Genomic DNA, 18,797 nt, shown 5'->3' on the forward strand with positions numbered 1-18,797 from the left:
GGGGTCACCAAATCGGCCGGGCCTATGGCTCTCCATCTGGTAAGCTACTTCACAACTTCCACCGCCTTATCAATCTCCCCTGCAAAATTCTTCAAAGCCTCGGAAACTCTTGTGATCCCGTGCTCGGCCTCCGTCCAGTTTTTTTGTTCGATGGCTTCGCGGATCATGGGCAACGTTTTTACGCCGTAACCTGTGTAGAAGCCTGGGGCGTAGATCTGGTGTTTGTACCAGGGGCGTTTTGGCAGGCCTTCCTGGTTAATAAGGTAACGCTCTGTTTTGTATAGGATCTCATTTAATTGGACCAGCTTTTTGGCGGTTAAGTTTTCGGATTTTGCTGTTGCTGCCGTAAATGCGCTTGCACTTTCCTGCAATTTGGTCAGAGCATTGTCCAGCGGTGCGAAATTGAGGTAAGGCGCAACGGGCTGGGCTGTAATGTTTTGCTTGGGCTCTTTCGGGTCGGCTACGGCTTCGAAACGGCCTTCTGCTAGTAACTTATTGTGTTCTTCGGCGGCTGTGCGGGCTGTTTCCAGTTGCTTTTTTACGTCCGCAGCATACATCTGAACTGTGTTAGAAAAGTTACCAAACTCGAACGGCAGGATATCGGCGTTCGCAAAGCGCAACACGGAGCGACCTGCTGTTTTAGCCAATGCTACGCCGTAAGCAAAATCGCCGTCTTTGAAACGAATATAATCATCATACGAATCGAAAATGGAATGATAATCCCCTCCACTGTCTTCGCCGCCATAACCCAGGTTCAGTGAGGCAATACCCAAATGCTGGATAAACGGCGTATAGTCGGAACCGGAACCCAATGCGCCAATGCGCAGGTCGGAGCGGCTGCGGGCTTCCTGCTTGGCAGTTGGGCTGCCGCTGATGATCGTGCGGGAGCGCAGGCGTTCGAGAACGCTGGTTCCTTTTTCGGGATCCACCACATCGCGGCCAACCTGATTAATGAATTTTTCCAATGTATGCGAGCCGCCCATGCCCAAATAACCTCGACCGTTTCCATCGGAATTGATATAAATCACTGCTTTATCATTCAATAACGTCTTGTATTTTTCTACCCACTCGGTCGAACCAAGCAAACCCGGCTCTTCGCCATCCCACCAGCAATAAACGATCGATCTTTTTGGCTTCCAGCCTGTTTTGACCAACTCCCCCAATGCACGCGCCTCTTCCAACTCCGCCACCGCGCCACTCACGGGATCCGCCGCCCCGAAGACCCACGCATCATGGTGGTTTCCGCGGATGATCCATTGATCCGGAAATTCGCTTCCTTTTAATGTGGCGATCACATTATAGCAAGCCACAATGTCAAAATTGAATTCCAGTTTCAAATGCACTTTTGCCGGGCCGGGACCAATGTGGTAAGTGATTGGCAATGCACCGCGCCAGGCCGCAGGTGCAACTTGTCCGCCCAATGCTTTCAATAATGGCAATGCGTCGGCATAAGAAATCGGCAAAACCGGGATTTTCATCATGGCAGGCGCTTGCTCGACGGCGAGGCGCTTGTTTTGCGCATCGGCATAAAATCCATTGGTCAAAGGATCTCCGGGCGCTTGCGGCAGATCCACTACCGAGCCGCGCTGCGCTCCCGTTTCATTTTTATAAGGTCCTTTCGGATACACATCTCCCTGAAAATAACCATCTTCCTTGGGATCCGAATAAATAATGCAGCCAATAGCGCCGTGCTCGTAAGCAACTTTCGGCTTGATCCCCCGCCAGGAATTGCCATATTTGGCGATCACAATTTTGCCCTTAACATCAATTCCCATCTTTGCAAGCTCCTCATAATCATCAGGAATGCCATAATTTACAAACACAAGCTCGGCTGTCACATCGCCATTGGCCGAATAGGCATGATAAGGCGGTAGAACATCCTTAGTCTGCGCCGAAGTTGCATCTTCCTTAAATGGTTTTTCCATCAAAGACGCTTTGAACTTCGTAGGCTCAGTCAGTTCCAAAACCCTGAGTTTTGGCGTCGGGAATAGGACGTGAACTGTATCAATTTTTGTATCAAAACCCCAGGAAGTTAGTTTGTCTTTGATAAAAAGTGCATTTTTAAGGCCATAGGCCGAGCCTACCTGATGCGGATAGGCGGTCATGAGCTTCATCCAATCTTTCAAATTATTGGCTTGAAGTTGCTTGTCAAATGTGGCTTCAAGGTCTATTTCTTTTTTGGCTGCGTCCGACCCAAAACCCATGAGTTGCTGGGCATGCAAGTTGGTGGTCAATGTCAGGGTAAACAGGAAAATGCAGGTTGAGGCTTTTCTGAAAATCTTGTGCATCGGATGGGAGTGAATGGTTGAGTAACAGGATTGCCTAAGATAGTGATTTGTTCAATTTGCCGCCCAAACGCCGCAATAAAACCGCAACAAACCATTAAATTCAACCATTAAATTTGCTTCAAAACATCTTCACTATGAGCAAACTAACCATCTCTGACCAAATTCGTACGCTGCGGAAAAGCAAAGGCCTTTCGCAGGAAGCACTGGCCGAAAACGCGGGCATTAACCTCCGTACTTTGCAGCGCATTGAAACGGGAAATGCCATTCCGCGAGGAGAAACGTTGCGGCTGCTGGCGCGGGCACTGGATGTGTCGGTGCAGGAAATGTCGGCAATGATCGAAGCACCGGCTATGGTAACCGAGGACGATCCTGGATTTTTGAAATTAATGAGCCTTTCCGCACTGAGCTTTTGGTTTATCCCTTTCGGAAATATCCTGCTGCCGCTCGCGTTTTGGATTTTGAAAAAGAATAAAATCAATGGCGTCGCCGAGCTTGGCAAACGCATAGTAAACTTTCAGATCATCTGGTCACTCTTCACTTACGGATTGGCGGCATTTCTGATTCTACCCGTTTTATTTGGGCAAATTTTTGTCAATCCGCTCATTATGATGCCGGTTATGCTGCTGTTATACATCGCCAACACGGTTTATATCATTGTCGCCACCAAAAAAATTACCCGTAATGAAAGCGAGCTTTATGCTCAAATTTAGATCCGCGGGTTTCGCATAGCAGTAAACGTTTCCGTCCCAAGCCACTTCTGGCAAACTTTTTGTCAAAGGCCGGAAACTTCATTGCTATGCTTCATCAAAAAACGATTGACGACCTGCTTACTATCCATGAAATCTACATGGAACGCGACGTGCCCACGTATGAACGCGGACGGGAAATTTTAGCTAAATATCCTGATGCAAAGCGCATTGAAGTTGATTCACACTGGAAAATTCCTGAGCTTTTCGGGTTTGAAGGTTCTGTTGATGACTGGCTTTGGAATAAAAAGAATGTACTGATCCTGGGCACGAAAAAAGGCCTGACTTGCCGTGCAAACACGCGCAGTTCACATTGGGTAGCACCGTCGCAGTCCAACGGCTGCACCATGTCGTGTTCCTACTGCTATGTTCCGCGCAGGAAAGGGTATGCGAATCCGATTTCGATTTTTGTGAACATTGAACAGATCATGAAATATCTCCGGGGCCACGCCGGACGCCAGGGTATTAAAACCGAACCCGATGCCATAGACCCGGAATATTGGGTGTATGAAATTGGCGAAAATGGCGACTGCTCTGCGGACGCGGCGATTTGTGATAATGTCAAAAACCTGATCGACCTCTACAAAGAACTGCCTAATGCCAAGCTCACCTTCGCAACGAAATTTGTAAACCGCGGGATGCTGAGCTATGATCCGCAGCGTAAAACCCGTATCCGGTTCAGCCTCATGCCGCACCAAATGTCCAAGCTCGTCGACGTCCGCACAACGCCCATCAGCGAGCGCATTGCGGTGATGAATGAATTTCGGGAAGCGGGTTACGAGGTGAATGTCAGCTTTGCGCCTGTGATCTATTACGAAGGCTGGCTGGACGACTGGTATGCGCTCTTTGACGAGATGAACCAGGTTTTGGATGAAGCCACCAAAGCACAGCTGGCCACAGAAATCATTTTCCTGACCCATAACGACCGGCTGCACGAAGTGAACCTGGGCTGGCATCCCAAAGCCGAGGAAGTGCTTTGGAAGCCAGAAATCCAGCAAGTGAAATACAGCCAGACCGGCCAGAAAAATGTGCGTTACAAAAACAACATCAAACGCGAAATTGTCGGCGAACTTGTGAATGCGGTATCGTCACAACTTCCTTATTGCCAGATCCGCTACGCATTTTAAGCTGATTGTCTAATCATCCGCAGCATTGCCAGTCGGCACTTCGCCATTGGGTATGAATGTGGCGCAGATCACGCCCGTGGAAGACACAGCGCTTTTCGTCAATTTGAGGCCACTAGGAAGCGTCCCTCCGGCAAAAAGTTTTTTCCCTTTTCCCAACACCACGGGATAAATCCACAGGTTTATCTGGTCTATCAGCCCGTGCCGGAACAAGGACTGGATAAAATCAGCACTGCCCCACATGTGCAGATCGGGCCCGTCCCCGGCTTTCAGCGCTTTAACCTGTTCAATGGTGTCGCCATTAAGCAAAACGGTCCCCTCCCAATTGGCATCGGACAACGTTTGCGTAGCCACATATTTTTTGATTTTATTAAATTTCTCCGCGATCGGTCCGGACTGATTGGGCCAGTATGGCTCCCAAATATCAAAAGTAAAACGTCCCAGAAGCAAATCGTACTCCTCATTCAGTGCCGCAAAAAGCGTTTCCCTCGTAACGTCATCGGAATAAGTCGCCGACCACCCGCCCAGCTCAAAACCGCCCGTTGTATCCTCATCCGGCCCACCCGGTCCCTGAATTACTCCGTCCAAACTCAAATGTTCATTGATGATGATCCTTCTCATGTCGTTTCAAGATTAAATGTTTAAGATTCAATTGACATGTGCAAGTTCAGCAAACGCCGAGCAAGAAACGCGGTGTAAATCCGACGATTGCGAGGGGGGAATGCGACAGCAGAATCATTATTATCTTTTCCGCCTCCTAACCTGCGCTGGTTCGACTTCGGCAACGGGATTTAGCGTGATCTCCAATTTATTTTTAAAATACTTCACTGTCACTTCCTCTCCACAAGCAAAACCCAAATCTTGGAGCCACTTCCCGCAAAGGCGGATTTCAGGGAAGAAAACGGCGGGTGTGTTTTCGCGGCGCTGGTATTTTTGGTAGATTTTTAGCTGGCGTTCGCCCTCTTGTGCTATGTCTTTTTCGTGTGTCATACTTGTAGTTGTTACATTGCAATTATAGCAAGGAAAAAACTTAGAAGAAAACGAAAATAATATATAACAAACTAATTATAAGCTACTTATAACTGATGGATATTACTTTAAACGCCTATTTTTATACATGAAACGCCAAGTAATTATTGTTTGATGCTATGCATGTGCTTTTGCAAAATTTCTTTTTTTGCTAAAAAATCTTGATTGCTCGCTTAATTGATTTGCCGAAAGTGCATAGCTTTATCAGGTTTCTGTTTGGTGCAGGTCTTTGATTTAAACATTGAGTAGACGCCGCCCCTACATGACTTAACAACATAAAGTAGCCTCCTCAAACTGCATGGCAGACAAAGCATTTATCACACCTATAGTATTTAAATGGGCTCGCGAGTCCGCAAAAATGTCCGTTGAAACAGCGGCATCAAAAGTTAATGTTCCTGTCGAAAGATTACGAGATTGGGAAGCAGGCACAACTCAGCCAACAATTAAGCAAGCCCAAACATTAGCGAGAGCCTATAAAAGGCCATTTGCATTATTCTTCCTTCCCGACATTCCTCGCGATTTTCAACCATTGCAAGATTTTCGTCGAAGCGATTCCAAACCATTAAGTACAGGCTCCGTCTTTATTATTCGCGAAATTCAGCAGAAACAGGTCTGGATCAGCGAAACGAATGAAGGAAACAGCGAATCACGATTTGCATTTGTGGGACGATTTTCAATCAAAGACAATCCGGCCGATGTTGCGCACGATATCCTGAAAACGCTCGATATTTCTCCTGCCAAATACCTCAATGGGAATGCGATGAAGGAATGGATAGATAAAGCAGAGGCGAAAGGCATTTTTATCTCAAGAACAAGTTTCATAAACTCACACCTCACATTAGATCGTGACGAATTACAAGGCTTCGCGATTGCTGATCCTTATGCGCCATTTGTCTTCATCAATTCCGAGGACTGGAATGCCCCACAATTATTTACACTTGTTCACGAGCTCGCTCATATCTGGATTGCGGCTACGGGCATTTCTGCCGATGTAGAGCCAAGCCTTCAGAAAGCCGATCGAATGCACCCGATTGAGCTATTTTGTAACGAAGTAGCTGCAAATGCATTGATACCTGGTAATTTATTAGCAAGCTTGGGCAGTAACATTTACCATTCAGCACCTCAAATTTTCAGTGCAGCAAAAACATTCGGGGTAAGCTCATTTGCATTACTTGTCCGAGCATTGAATTTGAATTTGATTTCCTTAGATCAATACAAAAGCCTAAAAAGGGCAGCCGATGCCGAGTTCAAAGCTTTTCTTATCAAAGAAGCTGAGAAAAAAGCCAGACAAAAAGAAAGTGCTGGCGGGCCGAGCTACTATTTATTGCAAATTCAAAAAAACAGCCGACTATTTACTCAAACCGTTCTGGACGCTTTTCGTGGCGGCAGCCTTGAACCAACTCAGGCAAGTTCGCTACTCAACGTGAAAATCAATCACTTTCACAATTTAGAAGCCCAGTTATATAAATGAGTAATGACAATAAAAAGTACTGCCTGGACGCCAACGTGCTGATCCAGGCCTGGAACTTCTATTATTCTCCAAAATTCTGCCCAAGCTATTGGGATGTGCTGAATGAGTTAGGAAAGGCCGGGAAAATCTTTGTTCCAAATATGGTCTATGAAGAAATCGTCCGAACCGACGATGATTTATGTAAATGGCTCAAAAAAAGCAGCATAGCAATTAGAGACATCGATGAAAAGGTGATTCAATGCCTGCAAATGATTTGGGCTGCAAATCCTATTCACAAAACATTAGTTGACAATGTGAGAGGAAGATCTCTGGCCGATCCTTGGGTAATTGCCCATGCAATGTGTGAGGGTGCGGCTGTGGTTACGAAGGAGGAGAAGGTTACTGCATTGAATGCAAGTAGGGTCAAGATTCCGAATGTTTGTGAAAATATGGGGGTTGAGTGGATGAATGATTTTGGATTGGTTGAAGATATTGGTATTGCATTTGATTGCCTTAGATGCATCTAGGCATTGAAACATAATGTCATGCAAGATCAATCGGGTAAACAAAAAAGGATTCACATGATAAAGTCACGACATCATACAAGACAAATTTCGCATCCAACAGATTCGCCCCACTGTCTAACATTTTTGTACAGATTTGTCTTTTTGAAGTGCGCTAGTGAATAAGTTACACGAGATGTGATGCATAGAACTTTATCGCCAGAAATCAAGGCTTCCCCTGACTGATTTATATACGCAGACAGCGCCTTGAAAAAATCATGGCCATTCGTAACTTGATAATAGTCATTTCCTTTTTGCTTTTCCGTATCAATCATTTCGAGCAAGTCATCCAGGTTGAGGAATCTCGCATTCTCGGATTTTGCGAGAATACGCTGGAAAAATTTAGCAAGATCCAGGCTATTTGTTTGAAACGATAGAAGATCTTGAAATCCGACTTCAAATGAGAATTCAGCGTTGTGCTTATAATTAATCAATCTCAAGTAACTAACGTTTTCGATTATTTGAAAGATACTTAATCTGATGTTAGAATGCTCGCTTGGCGGCATATCTGTATTTTCAAACAACAATGAACTTAATATATCATCCTCATATATGAGGGACATCTCCATATCATGAAAATCAGTCAAAAACATGTTATTCTTTTCGTATGGAGCTTCCTCCAAATGTAAAAAGTCTGCATCCCTTATTCCAATAACAAGCTTGTGTTTATCAGATAGAGTGGCGACACATTCTTCTAATTTCACGTTCCCCCCTGGAACAGCTTCCACTCGACATTTTGTTAAATCAAACGTTTTACGAAACAACCGAATATCTGTGTCGCCTTCAACAAGTACATATGCAATCCCCCTATTATTGGGATGCGAAAGGTCAAGTCGTAGTTCGTTTAGCTTATCCTGATAGGTTATAAAGCCTCTTATCATGTTAAAACGTTGATTCTAGGTTATATACCAGATCCCATCTATCATTTATAACCGAAGGTGAGTGTGTGGCCACGATTACTTGGAATCTCTGAATTCGAATAATTCTCAATAAATCATTTAAAAATTGCTTTTGCCAGGTAATATGAAGTGATATCTCCGGTTCATCGATAAGAACTAGCACTCCGGGTCGCGCATTGAAAATCAATTCATATAGTAACACCACTTCATGCTGCTCACCGGAAGATAATTGCGAAAGCTCTAACTCCTTTCCTTTGTGCGGTTTAAAGTAAAACCCTTTTTCCTTATCGACTTCTATGGTTTTAAATGTAAATCTTCTATCATTTAATATGCCTGTGAACAATTCTAGTTTTTCAAGAAGGTCATCAAATACACCCAATTTTTGTTCAAAATCATTTATATATACTAAAAGTGCCTTCGCATCCTCCGGACTGTATCTAAGCATTTGTTGCTTTCTTTCATATAATCCATACTTTGCAAGTTTCTCCTGAGTTTCTTTCAAACTGGCAAATCGGTATAAATAATCAGCCTCAGAAAGCTTGTTTTTTTCTTTAATTAGGCGATCGGGATAACTACTGTCGAGTCTTTGAGAAATTACAAATGACTCCTGCGAATAATAAGAAATAAGTTGTTTCAATTCTTTGGCATATGTTTGAATGGTTTCAATCATGAGGGAATGATCCTTTTCATATCGTGGATTTCTATCATTATTTTTTACTTTTTTAAATAATCGCTGTTCTTTTATCAAATGTACATTCAGTGCATCAAGATATTTGTTAATCTCGTTGGATTTATATAGGCCGACAGAATCTAATATTTCAGGTGGCAGTTGATCGCCAAACTCGTTAATAATCTCCGTAATATTTAAAGTTTTATCAGTTCGAAGATCGATCCATTTGTCCTCGTCAATCCGACTGACTGGCAAATATCTATGAAGTGATGATACAAATTCTTTTTGTACTTTACTAGGATAGTTCATGGTAGCTACTACTTGCCCATACTGTGTTACCTCAAATCTAATCTTAACAGATTTAGAATCTTTGATCTTAGTTATAGAAATTAAAGTATAGTCATCTAGCCACACACCAACTCTTTCAAAAACTAAACTCTCAAAAAATGAAAAATTTTTATTAAATAAGTTGAAAATAATATTAAGTACCATCGTTTTCCCAAAACCATTTGGGCCAGTGATTATTAAAATATTTTCGTTATTTCTAAAGGATATGGAATAATTAAATATGTCAAAGAGTTTTTCTATTCTTATTGATGTTATTTTCATAATTAAAAGTATTATTAGTATCTGTAAGTTTATTTACCTGAATCCTGATTTAAACAGCAATTAAAATTATTACATTATTATTAAAGCCGCGAATACGGCATAGATTATTTAAGTTTCCTTCACTTCAAGAAGTTGGAAATAGGTGTTGTGTCTTCTACAAATGAGCCGAGCTTTTAGATAAGCCAGCCAGCTAGTTTACAAGAAGTGATACCACAACCTTAAGTACTCAAGGCATCCATTCTAATTACGCATGTGAAATGAAGCTGGTTATTAGGTTTATAAGCCAGTAAACTTCATAATATAATGCTTAAACATCACGGTGGCAAAGAAAAGGTAAAGTTTCTCAGCAGAAACAATTTCCATGTTAAAGGATATAAAAAATTGGGAGGCAGAATTTTTACTGTATTGATCTAGTGTAACTTCTTTAATTTTATAGAAATTGCACTATTCCAACAAACACCTTCCCTATCAGAAGAACTTCACCCACCCCACCCTTCCAAGTAAACTATTGACAACCAATCTACGTTTACACAATTGAAGGCAATAAAATGCATTTTGAAAACTGTAAATATTTCCCTCATTCCATAACTATTTTAATACCACAAAAAAAGCCCCTAACAGAAACCCGGGGCGATTGAAACAGACATTATCATGATACGATTACAAAAACACACGAAACAGAATAAGACAAAAGAGCAGCGCCAGGAGTCTTCGGCTAACCGTTACTCTGTACTTTATACGCTTAAGGGACAGTATCAGCACGTAGGATGTTCGTCGGAGGAAGAGGCGCAGTATGTACTGGGCATGCTGATGACAGATGGCAACCGCGTTCCGGTTGGGATTTATGATTCTAACACGGATTCTTTTGAATGGGAGATCATTGGCCAGTATTTTCACAGCCAGGATTCTATCAGTGACCAACAGGAACGTCTGCACGAAGTGCTTACCATATCCCGCACATTGCGTCGCCGCGATGCCAGCTGGCAGCCAGGTTACTTGCAAAAACCTAGCTTTTTCGCTTAAAAACAGATATTGCAATGCGGGCGTGCTTGGTTGCGCCCGCGTTGCTCATTTAACAGTGCGTACTACCGAAAATGCAAAACAACCAAAGCCACAATGGCCGGTAACGCCTGTACGTAAAATATTTTTTTGCTGGCTGTAACGGCTCCGTAAATGCCGGCGACGATTACGCAGGTCAGGAAGAAAATGGCGATGTGGAATGCCCAGTGACCTTCGAGAAAAAAATACCAGATCAGGCCAGCTGCCAGAAATCCGTTGTACAATCCCTGGTTGGCGGCAAGCGTTTTGGTAGGTTTAAACAGCTCCGGCGCCAGCGAGCCTTTGAATATTTCCTTGCCTTTTGTTTCCCAGGCAAACATTTCGATGTAGAGAATGTAAAGATGTTCAAGCGCCACGAGGCCGACGAGGATTTTGCCAAGGATTTCCATAAGTGGATTGGGCTAGGTTGACAAATGGGATGACTTATTAATATTACAAAAAAATAGCTGACCATTCTAATTCAGGAAATGGCCAGCTCTTTTGCTTATTTCAATATTCAATTTCTACTTCAAACCTTTCCCCGTAGCGGCCCAGTAAATGCCTCCGTACAGGTGATCGAGGAATGATTGATCTGAGTAAACCAATCCGATGTGGCCCAGCCCGGTGTAGAATGCGCGGCCGCCGTCGTAGTTGTGATACCAGGCCATTGGGTGTTCTGCGCCCATTCCGGTGCCTTGGTTGGTTTTTGGATCGTATGATTTTTCGTCGAGTGTTATCAGGATTTTGAGGTCGTCGGCGTTGTATGGCTTTTTGTATTCGTACCATTCATCCGTCCAGAGGAGGCGTTTTGGGAAGCGCTCCAAGCCTGGGAAATTGCTGTCTTTTACGTCCAGAAATGCGGTTTGCTGTGCCGGGTGAGTTTTGAAATACATCCCTACCAACTTGCCATACCACGCCCAATCGTATTCCGTATCGGCCGCGGAGTGGATCCCTACGAAGCCTTTTCCGCTTTTGATGTATTTTTCAAATGTTGCCTGTTGTGCATCATTGAGAATGTCGCCCGTCGTGTTCAGAAAAATGACGGCTGCATAATTGGCCAGTCCTTTTTCACTGAAAACATCTGCATTTTCCTGCCAGTCCACTGAGAAATTGTGGCGCGAAGCGAGGTTTCTGATTCCGGCAACGCCTTCGTGGATGGAAACGTGGTGAAAACCTGCTGTTTTGGTAAATAATAACACTTTAAACTGCTGCGCCTGGGCGTATGCCGCGCTCACAATGACAAGAAGCAGTGGCAGTAATTTTTTGAACATAATGTTTTGGGATTCGGTGTTTAAACGGGGAATTTCTGTTTACTATTAAAACAAGAGTGGCGTGAAATATACTTTTAGCGAGATGTCAATTCTTTCCAGACAATGCGCGTGTCGTAATCGGTATAATGCACATACTTGTGGTTTTGCATCCATAACAGAATGTTTTTGTCGCCCTTCTTTTTGTAACGCGGGATCACGGGGCGCACATTATCCAGCTTCGAATCCCTGGTAACGGGCGTTATTTTCCAGGTTTTGCCGAGATCTTTCGTTTCGCCTTTCGAGATCTCAAACACATTATTAACCTCATGTGAAAAATAGACAATGGAAGGTTCGAGCGGATCGATGGTAAGGCCGCCGGAATAGTTCTCTTCACGTTCTTTTTTGCCCTCGGGCGTTTGCGGAAACCATTTCCCGGAGTCGATCAGATGATGGTCATTCCATTTTTTACCATCAAAAACGGTGTAATAATATTGATGGTTTTCATTGGTCGGGTAACGCGTGTAAGCGACAACGGGTCTTCCTTTCTGGTCGATTACAATGTCAAATATCCAGGCCTTGCCGGTTTCAGGCGTGGCTTTGTAAACAACCGTGGCATCGGACGGGTGGAATGGCAGCTGGTCAATGTTCGCGATTTTTGTGCCGTCTGCGCGCCAGAAAGCGCCTTTTTCGTAATAGCAATAGTAAACAGAATTCAGCGGTTCGGCATTGGGATGACCGTCTGTAAAAATGAGATGGATTTTTGATTTGCCATCGGAATAATATTTAACATAAGGCCGGTTATTGGTATCCAAAGCCTTCGAAGTGATCACCACAACCGGATCAGACCATGTTTTGCCGTTGTCGGTAGATGTGATGAAATTTGGCTTGAAACCCACCCAACGGCCGAAACTGTACACCTTGTTATTTTCCGAACTTAATACAAACGGATTGGCGTAAGTGTAAGTCTCGCGCTTGAATTTGGCTAGCAACGCGGCTGTTTGTGGCTTAAAGACGATTGAATCAGAGAATGTTGTGATGTCCAGTGGTTTTAAAGTAGTATTCTGGATCACGCCCATTGCGTCTTTGCTTCCGCCGTGCCATGTGTATTGGGTTAAAATGGTTTTGTCCGGCAGTTGCAGAAAAGCCGGATTGTCGTGATCATCGATTTCCAGCTTGGTATAGAGCGTTTTCTGAACCGTTTTTCCGGATTTAAGATCCAGGGAAGCCGCAACGATATCGCCTGATTTGGTCACCCAGCCGGTGACGACTTGCCCGTTTTTATCGTTGGTATAAATGGCGCGCGGATCGCTGAACCAGCACCAGGCGCCGTCTTCGGTCAATGCAGACACATTTTGAGCTTGAATTTTGCCGGCTAAGCAAATCAATACCAACATCAAGACGCGGATTTTCATATTTTATCTGATTATAATTCAGTGATTCCGCCATCATTCGCGGCAAATGGGTGTTCCTCCTTTTTCTTAAAACGGGACATGAAAGACTCAAACCAGGTCTCTTTCTTCAATTCCGTTGGTTCGTAAGGCTTTATTGTCTTTTTACCAATTTGCTTGTGAAACGGCTTTTTGCGCAGTTGCTTTTCGAAAACGACAATAGAATCGTAGAATGCAATGCTGTTAATGTGATCGGTTATTTCATTGATAGTCACCTTACTTTTATCGATAACGTGACTGTCATAGAGCGAGTCAACCAGGTGTTTGGACTGTTCAATGAATGAGTTCGGATTTTTGAGGCCGCCATGAAATTCGGCCCAATAGGAAGTGTGCGTATCCTCAACCAGATACAAACCACCTTCTTTCACCTTCATATAAAGGGTTTCAAACGACACACGCTGCTGATTCATCGTATGCCCGCCATCGTCGATAATGAAGTCGAGCTCAGGCAATTGGCTGGCAACATTTTCTAAAAACGCCTTGTCACTCTGAGAGCCAATAAAGATCGTTGTGTTTTCTTCTTCTAACTTTTTACAATCGGGGTTAATGTCGATGGCATAGACATGCACATTTGCTCCGAAATATTTTTTCCAAAGCTGCATCGAACCGCCATGCGAAATGCCGATTTCCAGCATATTAACCTTCTGACCACGATATTTAGCGAAATATTTTTCATAAATATCAAAATAATGGTCCCACTTATGGATCAGATTTCCACGGTGGCTGTAAAAAAGATCTCTCAAAGATTCATTGTGCATGGCGTAGTCAAGTGGTTTTTACAAATGTAACCGCTTCCCATCTTTAAACAAATGCATGCCTTTTCATATCCTTAAAAGCCCATTCTGCCATGGCATTGATCACTGGTTCGAGATCCCGGCCCGAATCTGTAAGCGTGTAAGTCACATAAGGCGGCACAACCGGCTTGGCTTCGCGGATCAATAACTTGTCGCTTTCGAGCTGTTTCAAATGCTGAATGAGCATTTTCTCCGTAATGTGCGGCATAGCCTTCTTAATCTCCGAATAGCGCTTGCTGCCCGCCAGCAGGTGAAACAAAATAATGGGTTTCCAATGTCCGCCGATCTTATTCATCACATAAGTGACCGGGCATTCCTGCAACACGATCTCCCGGTTGGCATTGTACGTCGAGCTTTCTTTGACCTTTGTCATTGATACATACTTTGGGGTAAGTACTTGTCTAAAAGTAAGTACAAATATAGCTTTGCAACATCATTAAACAAAAAAAGAACATGAAATATATCATCACAGGGTCACTAGGAAATATCAGCAGACCTGTTACCAAAAACTTAGTCGCAGCAGGACACGACGTAACCGTTATCAGCAGCAGTGCAGATAAAAAATCAGAAATCGAATCGCTGGGCGCAACAGCCGCCATCGGCTCTGTAACCGACGCCGGATTTTTGAAAACCACATTTCAAAATGCAGACGTAGCTTATTTAATGATCCCAAGCAGCTTTGCACTCACTGACTACGCAGCATTCCAGCTGGAAGTTGCTGACAAATATTTAGACGCATTAAAAAGCAGCAACATCAAACACGTCGTGCTGCTCAGCAGCTTGGGCGCACAGATGCGGAAAGGTGCCGGGCCGATCGATGCATTGGGATATCTGGAAGAAAAATTACCCGAACTGCCTGATCTTAATGTCAATTTCCTCCGCCCCTCCTACTTCTTCTCAAACCTGTTCAGCCTCGCCGGAATGATCAAACACGCGGGCATTGCAGGAAACAATTTCGGCGATACAGATGAAAAACTGGTGTTAACACACACCGACCACATTGCCGAAGTGGCAACGGATGCACTACTGCATCTCTTCACAGGAAAAAACATCACAAACATTGCCAACGACGAACGCCACCCGAGCGAAATCGCAGCAGTCTTAGGTAACGCCGTTGCCAAACCAAACACGCCCTGGATCACGTTTTCCGACGATGATGCCTACAAAGGAATGCTAGGCGCAGGCCTGAATGAAAGCTTCGCCAAACTCTATCTGGCTATGGGACAAGCTCTCAGGAGTGGTAAAATGCAGGAGGAATATTGGAAAAACCGGCCGGAGAAGTTGGGTGATTATAAATTGGAAGATTTCGCTAAGGAGTTTGCCGGGGCGTACGCGGGAGCTTAATAAAACACAAAAGCGACCCATAAATTGCCAAGGGTCGCTTTTGCTTTAAACATTAATTAACTACTCGCCAATCACTTCCCCATCCGCAACCGCGTCTGCGCGCTGCCGTCTGCGTCTTTCAACTCGATCTTCAAACCGCCATCCTTTACCACGCCCCGATCAATAACCAGCGTAATCTGCTGGATTCCCGGGCTTAGTGGGGCCGTAATGTTCTCGCCGGACATTTTCACTGGTTTATTGGCGATGTAAGCACTTATTCCGTTTGAAATGTTTGACGTCAATGTCACATTGCCTTTTGTTAGCACTTCAATGTCAAATCGCACAATACTGAATGATTTTCCGGCTGTAGTTTCTACGACCGGCACTTCGTCTAGTGGTAATTCGCCGGAAACCTTGCTGTAAACCGGAGCGTAAGTGACTTTTGCGTTTTTGTTTACAGTAAACGCGCCTTCACTCATTTTGCTGGCTGTTTGCTTGTCGGCAGTAACGCTTTCCCATCGTCTTACGAACCTGGTATTGGGAACGCGGAAATCGCCTGACTCTCCCATTTTTGTCAGGAAGCCGACGAGATTGATAAACTCAGTCTGGTCGAGGCTGGCGGTAAGGCCGGGAGGCATCAGGGAGCCTGGGACTTTCTCCATTACCTGTAATTGGCTTTTGGCAATGGAAACTTCCTTACCCGTCACGTCACGTATAATCACCTCCGATGCACCGTCGCTAGCCAGGTAACCCAACATTTCTGAGCCATCTTTCTTCACCACCCGTTTCAGATCATAACCTTCTTTGATTGACAAATTAGGATACAAAATAGAACGAATGATCGTTTCCGGCGGCGAACTCGTTCCTAAGCTGCTCAAATCCGGCCCGATCAATCCGCCCGCTCCGCCAATGGCGTGACAAGTCGTGCAGCTAGCCTCTACGCGACGGAAAATTTGCTCTCCTTTTGCAGGATCACCTTTTTCTCTCACCAGTTTCGCAAGTCCGGCAATCTGATCATCATTCAAATCCTGTGGCATTTTCTGAGTCGGCATCGAACCACCTGAGGCTTCCAATGCTTTTTTCAGCGCAAGCATTTCGTCAATGTTCTGGCGCGTCCAGCCCGCGCGCGTTTGCACGAGTCGGCGACCGGCTTTTGCGGTGGCTTCCGGGATTTTCTTGGCGGCAATGGCGTCGGCTAATGCCGCTGCTCCCGGATTTGTGGAGATAAATGCCATGAAAAGGTCGCTCATATCCGTGTCTGCTGGCAATGTCCGCATAAGTTCTGTTCCTATGCGTGCCGCTTCTTTCGGGTCCAGTTTGGCCAGTTGCGCTGCTGCGATCATCCGCACTTCCGGTGCATTTTTAGCGCCCGTCATGTCAACCGTCAGTTTTGTTGCCTTATCCTTGTCAACGGCTGTCAGCGACGCCAATGCGGCTCTCTTTGTGTTCGGTGTTCCTGTCTGGATCAAACCGGTAAGGCGATCATTCAGCTGTGTCAGCTTCCAAAGTCCGATCAACCGGATTGCGCTCAGGCTTACGGCTTCATCGTCATTTCCAATAAAATTGGCGATGCGCTCCGGCGACTTGTCTGGCTTCACATTCCGCTGGCCAGCAGCATCTTCCAATGCGGCGAGCTGTGCAGCAACATTCTTATCTTTATTTGTTAATGCCAGATCCAGCAACATATTCAGGTCTGACGGCTGTCCTAACCTTGCAATGCTCGTTAGCACATCTTTTTGATAACCCTCAGGCACATCGCCTTTCTGGTAAAGCTGAACAAGCAGCGAAGCCGCCTCGGGACTTGTGGCCGACTTCAATGCATAAGCCGTTTTCTTGGCATCGCCCAACAGGTTCGGGTCCGTATTCAGTTTTGCAAGCCATATCGGCTCCAATTCACGCACAGTTTGCCACAATGCAAAATCCAGGAACTCATCCATTTGGCCATCCAGAACCGACAATGCATTCTTGGCAGCATCAGCCGTTTTGGTTTTCCGCAATGCAATGACTGCTTCCATTCTCACCTGCGCATGTTCGTCTTTTACAGCCTTAGCAAGCAAGGTGGGCACATTCTGCACTTTTGGAAACCACAATTCCAGCGCCCGCAACGCTGCTGCGCGTGCATTATGGCTTTTTGCATTCAACAATTCCAGTAAAATCGGCTGATTAAACGTTTCAAGCGTCTGATAAACCCAAAGCGCTTCCAGCAAATTATGCTCGTAATTCGCATCATTTTTGTCCAAACCCTGCACCCACTTTTCCAGAGCAGGGACCACTTCTTTTGCACCTTTTGCCTTCAAAACCTGCTTAGCCTGCAAGCGAGTCCATTCTTCCGGTAATTTCAATGATTCCAAAAGTTCGGCTGTGCTGGCTTTGGCCAGCTGTGGCTTGGTAACAAGCGGACGGTTCTTCGCCACGATCCGCCAGATACGACCATGCTGCTGGTCACGGCGCGGGTCGTGAAAATCCACTTCACCGTGCTGAATGATAGGGTTATACCAGTCGGCCACGTATATCGCGCCATCCGGGCCCACGTTGATATCCACAGGACGGAATGCAACATTGTCCGTCCACATGAGGTCGTCTGCTTGTTTTGAAGCGTAGCCTGCACCTTGTTCTTCGAGTTTGAAACTGTTGATGCGGTTGGCACGGAAGTCGTTCGTGATCATTCTGCCTTGCCATGCGTCGGGCAAATGTTTACCCGAAACCACGTCCAAGCCGCTGTGTTTGGGCTGGCCCGGATTGAGGCCCCGCATGATGCGCGCTGCACCCGGGGCGGTTACAAATGTTGCTCCCGGAAAACCGTAGTTAATACCCTCTCCGCCTGCTCCATCCGTCAGGAACGATTGTCCCCAGCGGTCAAATTGCAATCCCCACGGATTTACTAAGCCCTTCGCATACACTTCCATGTCCAGGTTACGCGTATTGAGCGCCCACACGCCGCCGCCTTCCAGCCGTTTTATGCCAAAAGGCGTCTCCACGTGACTGTAAATGTAAATTGACTGGTTGAAATACATTCTTCCTTCCGGCCCCCAGCGGAACGTATGGATCAAATGGTGCGTGTCACCCGTTCCGAAACCGTTGAGTACGCGGCGTTTTTTATCCGCTTTTCCATCGCCGTCCGTGTCCGAGAAATGGAGAATTTCGGTTGAATTGGCTACATATACGCCGCCATCACCCGGCAAAATTCCGGTTGGCTGAATAAGTCCTTCGGCAAAAACGGTTGACTTGTCGGCTTTACCGTCCCCGTCTGTATCTTCCAGAACAAAGATCTTGTCATTGGCGGATTCGCCCGTTTTTAAATGCGGATAAACTGTGCTGCTCACGACCCATAAGCGCCCTTCTGCGTCCCAGTTCATCTGGATCGGCTTGGCAACCATCGGGTCGGAGGCGAATAGTGTAACTTCAAATCCCTCGGCCACTTTGAAGGAAGCCAGTTCTTTCTGAACATCGGGATCGGGATCCTCCTTAATGTTCTGAACCTTGTTAGAAGAGGTGGTAAGCAGGATCGTCGCCATCAGCGTCGCTCCGTATAGTAACTTGGTTGCTTTCATATTTTTGGAGGCAGC

General features: G+C 45.3%; 17 protein-coding genes. 6 read left to right on the forward strand and 11 right to left on the reverse strand.

Translation table 11 applies throughout. The features are described 5' to 3' along the window. Positions 1–44 precede the first annotated feature (44 nt). Positions 45–2,288 (reverse strand): M28 family metallopeptidase, encoded by a 2,244-nt coding sequence (locus B5X68_RS13575; RefSeq protein WP_082215195.1) that lies wholly within the window; start codon positions 2,286–2,288, stop codon positions 45–47. 134 nt (positions 2,289–2,422) lie between these two features. On the opposite strand from B5X68_RS13575, the gene B5X68_RS13580 reads away from it, so the two are divergent. After that, positions 2,423–2,998 carry a helix-turn-helix domain-containing protein gene (locus B5X68_RS13580; protein ID WP_082215196.1) on the forward strand — a complete coding sequence of 192 codons (576 nt, stop codon included), beginning with the start codon at positions 2,423–2,425 and terminating at the stop codon, positions 2,996–2,998. Positions 2,999–3,084: 86 nt separating this feature from the next. Further along, on the forward strand, positions 3,085–4,161 hold the full coding sequence (locus tag B5X68_RS13585) for a spore photoproduct lyase family protein (protein ID WP_082215197.1): 1,077 nt from the start codon (positions 3,085–3,087) through the stop codon (positions 4,159–4,161). A 9-nt stretch (positions 4,162–4,170) separates the two neighbouring features. Here B5X68_RS13585 and B5X68_RS13590 read toward each other — a convergent pair whose 3' ends face one another. Next, positions 4,171–4,779 (reverse strand): dihydrofolate reductase family protein, encoded by a 609-nt coding sequence (locus tag B5X68_RS13590; RefSeq protein ID WP_082215198.1) that lies wholly within the window; start codon positions 4,777–4,779, stop codon positions 4,171–4,173. Positions 4,780–4,899: 120 nt separating this feature from the next. Beyond that, entirely contained in the window at positions 4,900–5,148 is a 249-nt protein-coding gene (locus B5X68_RS13595) for a SymE family type I addiction module toxin (protein WP_082215199.1), read from the reverse strand. A gap of 337 nt (positions 5,149–5,485) precedes the next feature. On the opposite strand from B5X68_RS13595, the gene B5X68_RS13600 reads away from it, so the two are divergent. Further along, the gene (locus B5X68_RS13600) at positions 5,486–6,658 is read left to right on the forward strand and encodes an XRE family transcriptional regulator (protein ID WP_082215200.1); all 1,173 of its coding nucleotides are present in this window, start codon (positions 5,486–5,488) and stop codon (positions 6,656–6,658) included. Beyond that, positions 6,655–7,164 (forward strand): DUF4411 family protein, encoded by a 510-nt coding sequence (locus tag B5X68_RS13605; protein WP_082215201.1) that lies wholly within the window; start codon positions 6,655–6,657, stop codon positions 7,162–7,164. Before B5X68_RS13600 ends, B5X68_RS13605 begins: the two co-directional genes overlap by 4 nt. A 71-nt stretch (positions 7,165–7,235) precedes the next feature. On the opposite strand, the gene B5X68_RS13610 is transcribed toward B5X68_RS13605, so the two are convergent. Both B5X68_RS13610 and B5X68_RS13615 read right to left on the reverse strand, forming a co-directional pair. After that, entirely contained in the window at positions 7,236–8,081 is an 846-nt protein-coding gene (locus tag B5X68_RS13610; RefSeq protein ID WP_082215202.1) for a DUF4435 domain-containing protein, read from the reverse strand. Position 8,082: 1 nt separating this feature from the next. Further along, positions 8,083–9,378 carry an AAA family ATPase gene (locus B5X68_RS13615; protein WP_082215203.1) on the reverse strand — a complete coding sequence of 432 codons (1,296 nt, stop codon included), beginning with the start codon at positions 9,376–9,378 and terminating at the stop codon, positions 8,083–8,085. A gap of 651 nt (positions 9,379–10,029) precedes the next feature. On the opposite strand from B5X68_RS13615, the gene B5X68_RS13620 reads away from it, so the two are divergent. After that, positions 10,030–10,401 (forward strand): hypothetical protein, encoded by a 372-nt coding sequence (locus tag B5X68_RS13620; protein WP_082215204.1) that lies wholly within the window; start codon positions 10,030–10,032, stop codon positions 10,399–10,401. Positions 10,402–10,463: 62 nt separating this feature from the next. On the opposite strand, the gene B5X68_RS13625 is transcribed toward B5X68_RS13620, so the two are convergent. The 5 genes from B5X68_RS13625 to B5X68_RS13645 all read right to left on the reverse strand — a co-directional run bounded on the left by B5X68_RS13625 (position 10,464) and on the right by B5X68_RS13645 (position 14,281). Continuing rightward, entirely contained in the window at positions 10,464–10,826 is a 363-nt protein-coding gene (locus B5X68_RS13625) for a DUF1304 domain-containing protein (RefSeq protein WP_082215205.1), read from the reverse strand. Between the two features lie 114 nt (positions 10,827–10,940). Then, entirely contained in the window at positions 10,941–11,687 is a 747-nt protein-coding gene (locus tag B5X68_RS13630; protein WP_082215206.1) for a ThuA domain-containing protein, read from the reverse strand. Positions 11,688–11,761: 74 nt separating this feature from the next. Then, positions 11,762–13,078, reverse strand: a complete 1,317-nt coding sequence (locus B5X68_RS13635) for a BNR-4 repeat-containing protein (protein ID WP_082215207.1) — start codon at positions 13,076–13,078, stop codon at positions 11,762–11,764. Positions 13,079–13,089: 11 nt separating this feature from the next. Continuing rightward, on the reverse strand, positions 13,090–13,872 hold the full coding sequence (locus B5X68_RS13640) for a class I SAM-dependent methyltransferase (protein WP_082215208.1): 783 nt from the start codon (positions 13,870–13,872) through the stop codon (positions 13,090–13,092). A 43-nt stretch (positions 13,873–13,915) separates the two neighbouring features. Continuing rightward, on the reverse strand, positions 13,916–14,281 hold the full coding sequence (locus B5X68_RS13645) for a winged helix-turn-helix transcriptional regulator (RefSeq protein ID WP_082215209.1): 366 nt from the start codon (positions 14,279–14,281) through the stop codon (positions 13,916–13,918). Between the two features lie 80 nt (positions 14,282–14,361). On the opposite strand from B5X68_RS13645, the gene B5X68_RS13650 reads away from it, so the two are divergent. After that, positions 14,362–15,252, forward strand: coding sequence for an NAD(P)H-binding protein (locus tag B5X68_RS13650; protein WP_082215210.1), 891 nt, complete (start codon positions 14,362–14,364; stop codon positions 15,250–15,252). A gap of 71 nt (positions 15,253–15,323) precedes the next feature. On the opposite strand, the gene B5X68_RS13655 is transcribed toward B5X68_RS13650, so the two are convergent. Then, positions 15,324–18,782, reverse strand: coding sequence for a PVC-type heme-binding CxxCH protein (locus B5X68_RS13655; RefSeq protein WP_082215211.1), 3,459 nt, complete (start codon positions 18,780–18,782; stop codon positions 15,324–15,326). Between the last annotated feature and the right edge of the window lie 15 nt (positions 18,783–18,797).

The sequence above is a fragment of the Dyadobacter psychrophilus genome (assembly GCF_900167945.1).
In the GTDB taxonomy this organism is placed as follows: domain Bacteria; phylum Bacteroidota; class Bacteroidia; order Cytophagales; family Spirosomataceae; genus Dyadobacter; species Dyadobacter psychrophilus.

Bases quoted from the DNA above. Each gene is read 5' to 3' on its own strand.
- B5X68_RS13600 (WP_082215200.1), top strand. From the start codon at position 5,486: ATGGCAGACAAAGCATTTATCACACCTATAGTATTTAAATGGGCTCGC.
- B5X68_RS13615 (WP_082215203.1), bottom strand. From the start codon at position 9,378: ATGAAAATAACATCAATAAGAATAGAAAAACTCTTTGACATATTTAAT.
- B5X68_RS13585 (WP_082215197.1), top strand. From the start codon at position 3,085: ATGCTTCATCAAAAAACGATTGACGACCTGCTTACTATCCATGAAATC.
- B5X68_RS13610 (WP_082215202.1), bottom strand. From the start codon at position 8,081: ATGATAAGAGGCTTTATAACCTATCAGGATAAGCTAAACGAACTACGA.
- B5X68_RS13640 (WP_082215208.1), bottom strand. From the start codon at position 13,872: ATGCACAATGAATCTTTGAGAGATCTTTTTTACAGCCACCGTGGAAAT.
- B5X68_RS13635 (WP_082215207.1), bottom strand. From the start codon at position 13,078: ATGAAAATCCGCGTCTTGATGTTGGTATTGATTTGCTTAGCCGGCAAA.
- B5X68_RS13605 (WP_082215201.1), top strand. From the start codon at position 6,655: ATGAGTAATGACAATAAAAAGTACTGCCTGGACGCCAACGTGCTGATC.
- B5X68_RS13630 (WP_082215206.1), bottom strand. From the start codon at position 11,687: ATGTTCAAAAAATTACTGCCACTGCTTCTTGTCATTGTGAGCGCGGCA.
- B5X68_RS13625 (WP_082215205.1), bottom strand. From the start codon at position 10,826: ATGGAAATCCTTGGCAAAATCCTCGTCGGCCTCGTGGCGCTTGAACAT.
- B5X68_RS13575 (WP_082215195.1), bottom strand. From the start codon at position 2,288: ATGCACAAGATTTTCAGAAAAGCCTCAACCTGCATTTTCCTGTTTACC.
- B5X68_RS13595 (WP_082215199.1), bottom strand. From the start codon at position 5,148: ATGACACACGAAAAAGACATAGCACAAGAGGGCGAACGCCAGCTAAAA.
- B5X68_RS13650 (WP_082215210.1), top strand. From the start codon at position 14,362: ATGAAATATATCATCACAGGGTCACTAGGAAATATCAGCAGACCTGTT.
- B5X68_RS13590 (WP_082215198.1), bottom strand. From the start codon at position 4,779: ATGAGAAGGATCATCATCAATGAACATTTGAGTTTGGACGGAGTAATT.
- B5X68_RS13620 (WP_082215204.1), top strand. From the start codon at position 10,030: ATGATACGATTACAAAAACACACGAAACAGAATAAGACAAAAGAGCAG.
- B5X68_RS13645 (WP_082215209.1), bottom strand. From the start codon at position 14,281: ATGACAAAGGTCAAAGAAAGCTCGACGTACAATGCCAACCGGGAGATC.
- B5X68_RS13655 (WP_082215211.1), bottom strand. From the start codon at position 18,782: ATGAAAGCAACCAAGTTACTATACGGAGCGACGCTGATGGCGACGATC.
- B5X68_RS13580 (WP_082215196.1), top strand. From the start codon at position 2,423: ATGAGCAAACTAACCATCTCTGACCAAATTCGTACGCTGCGGAAAAGC.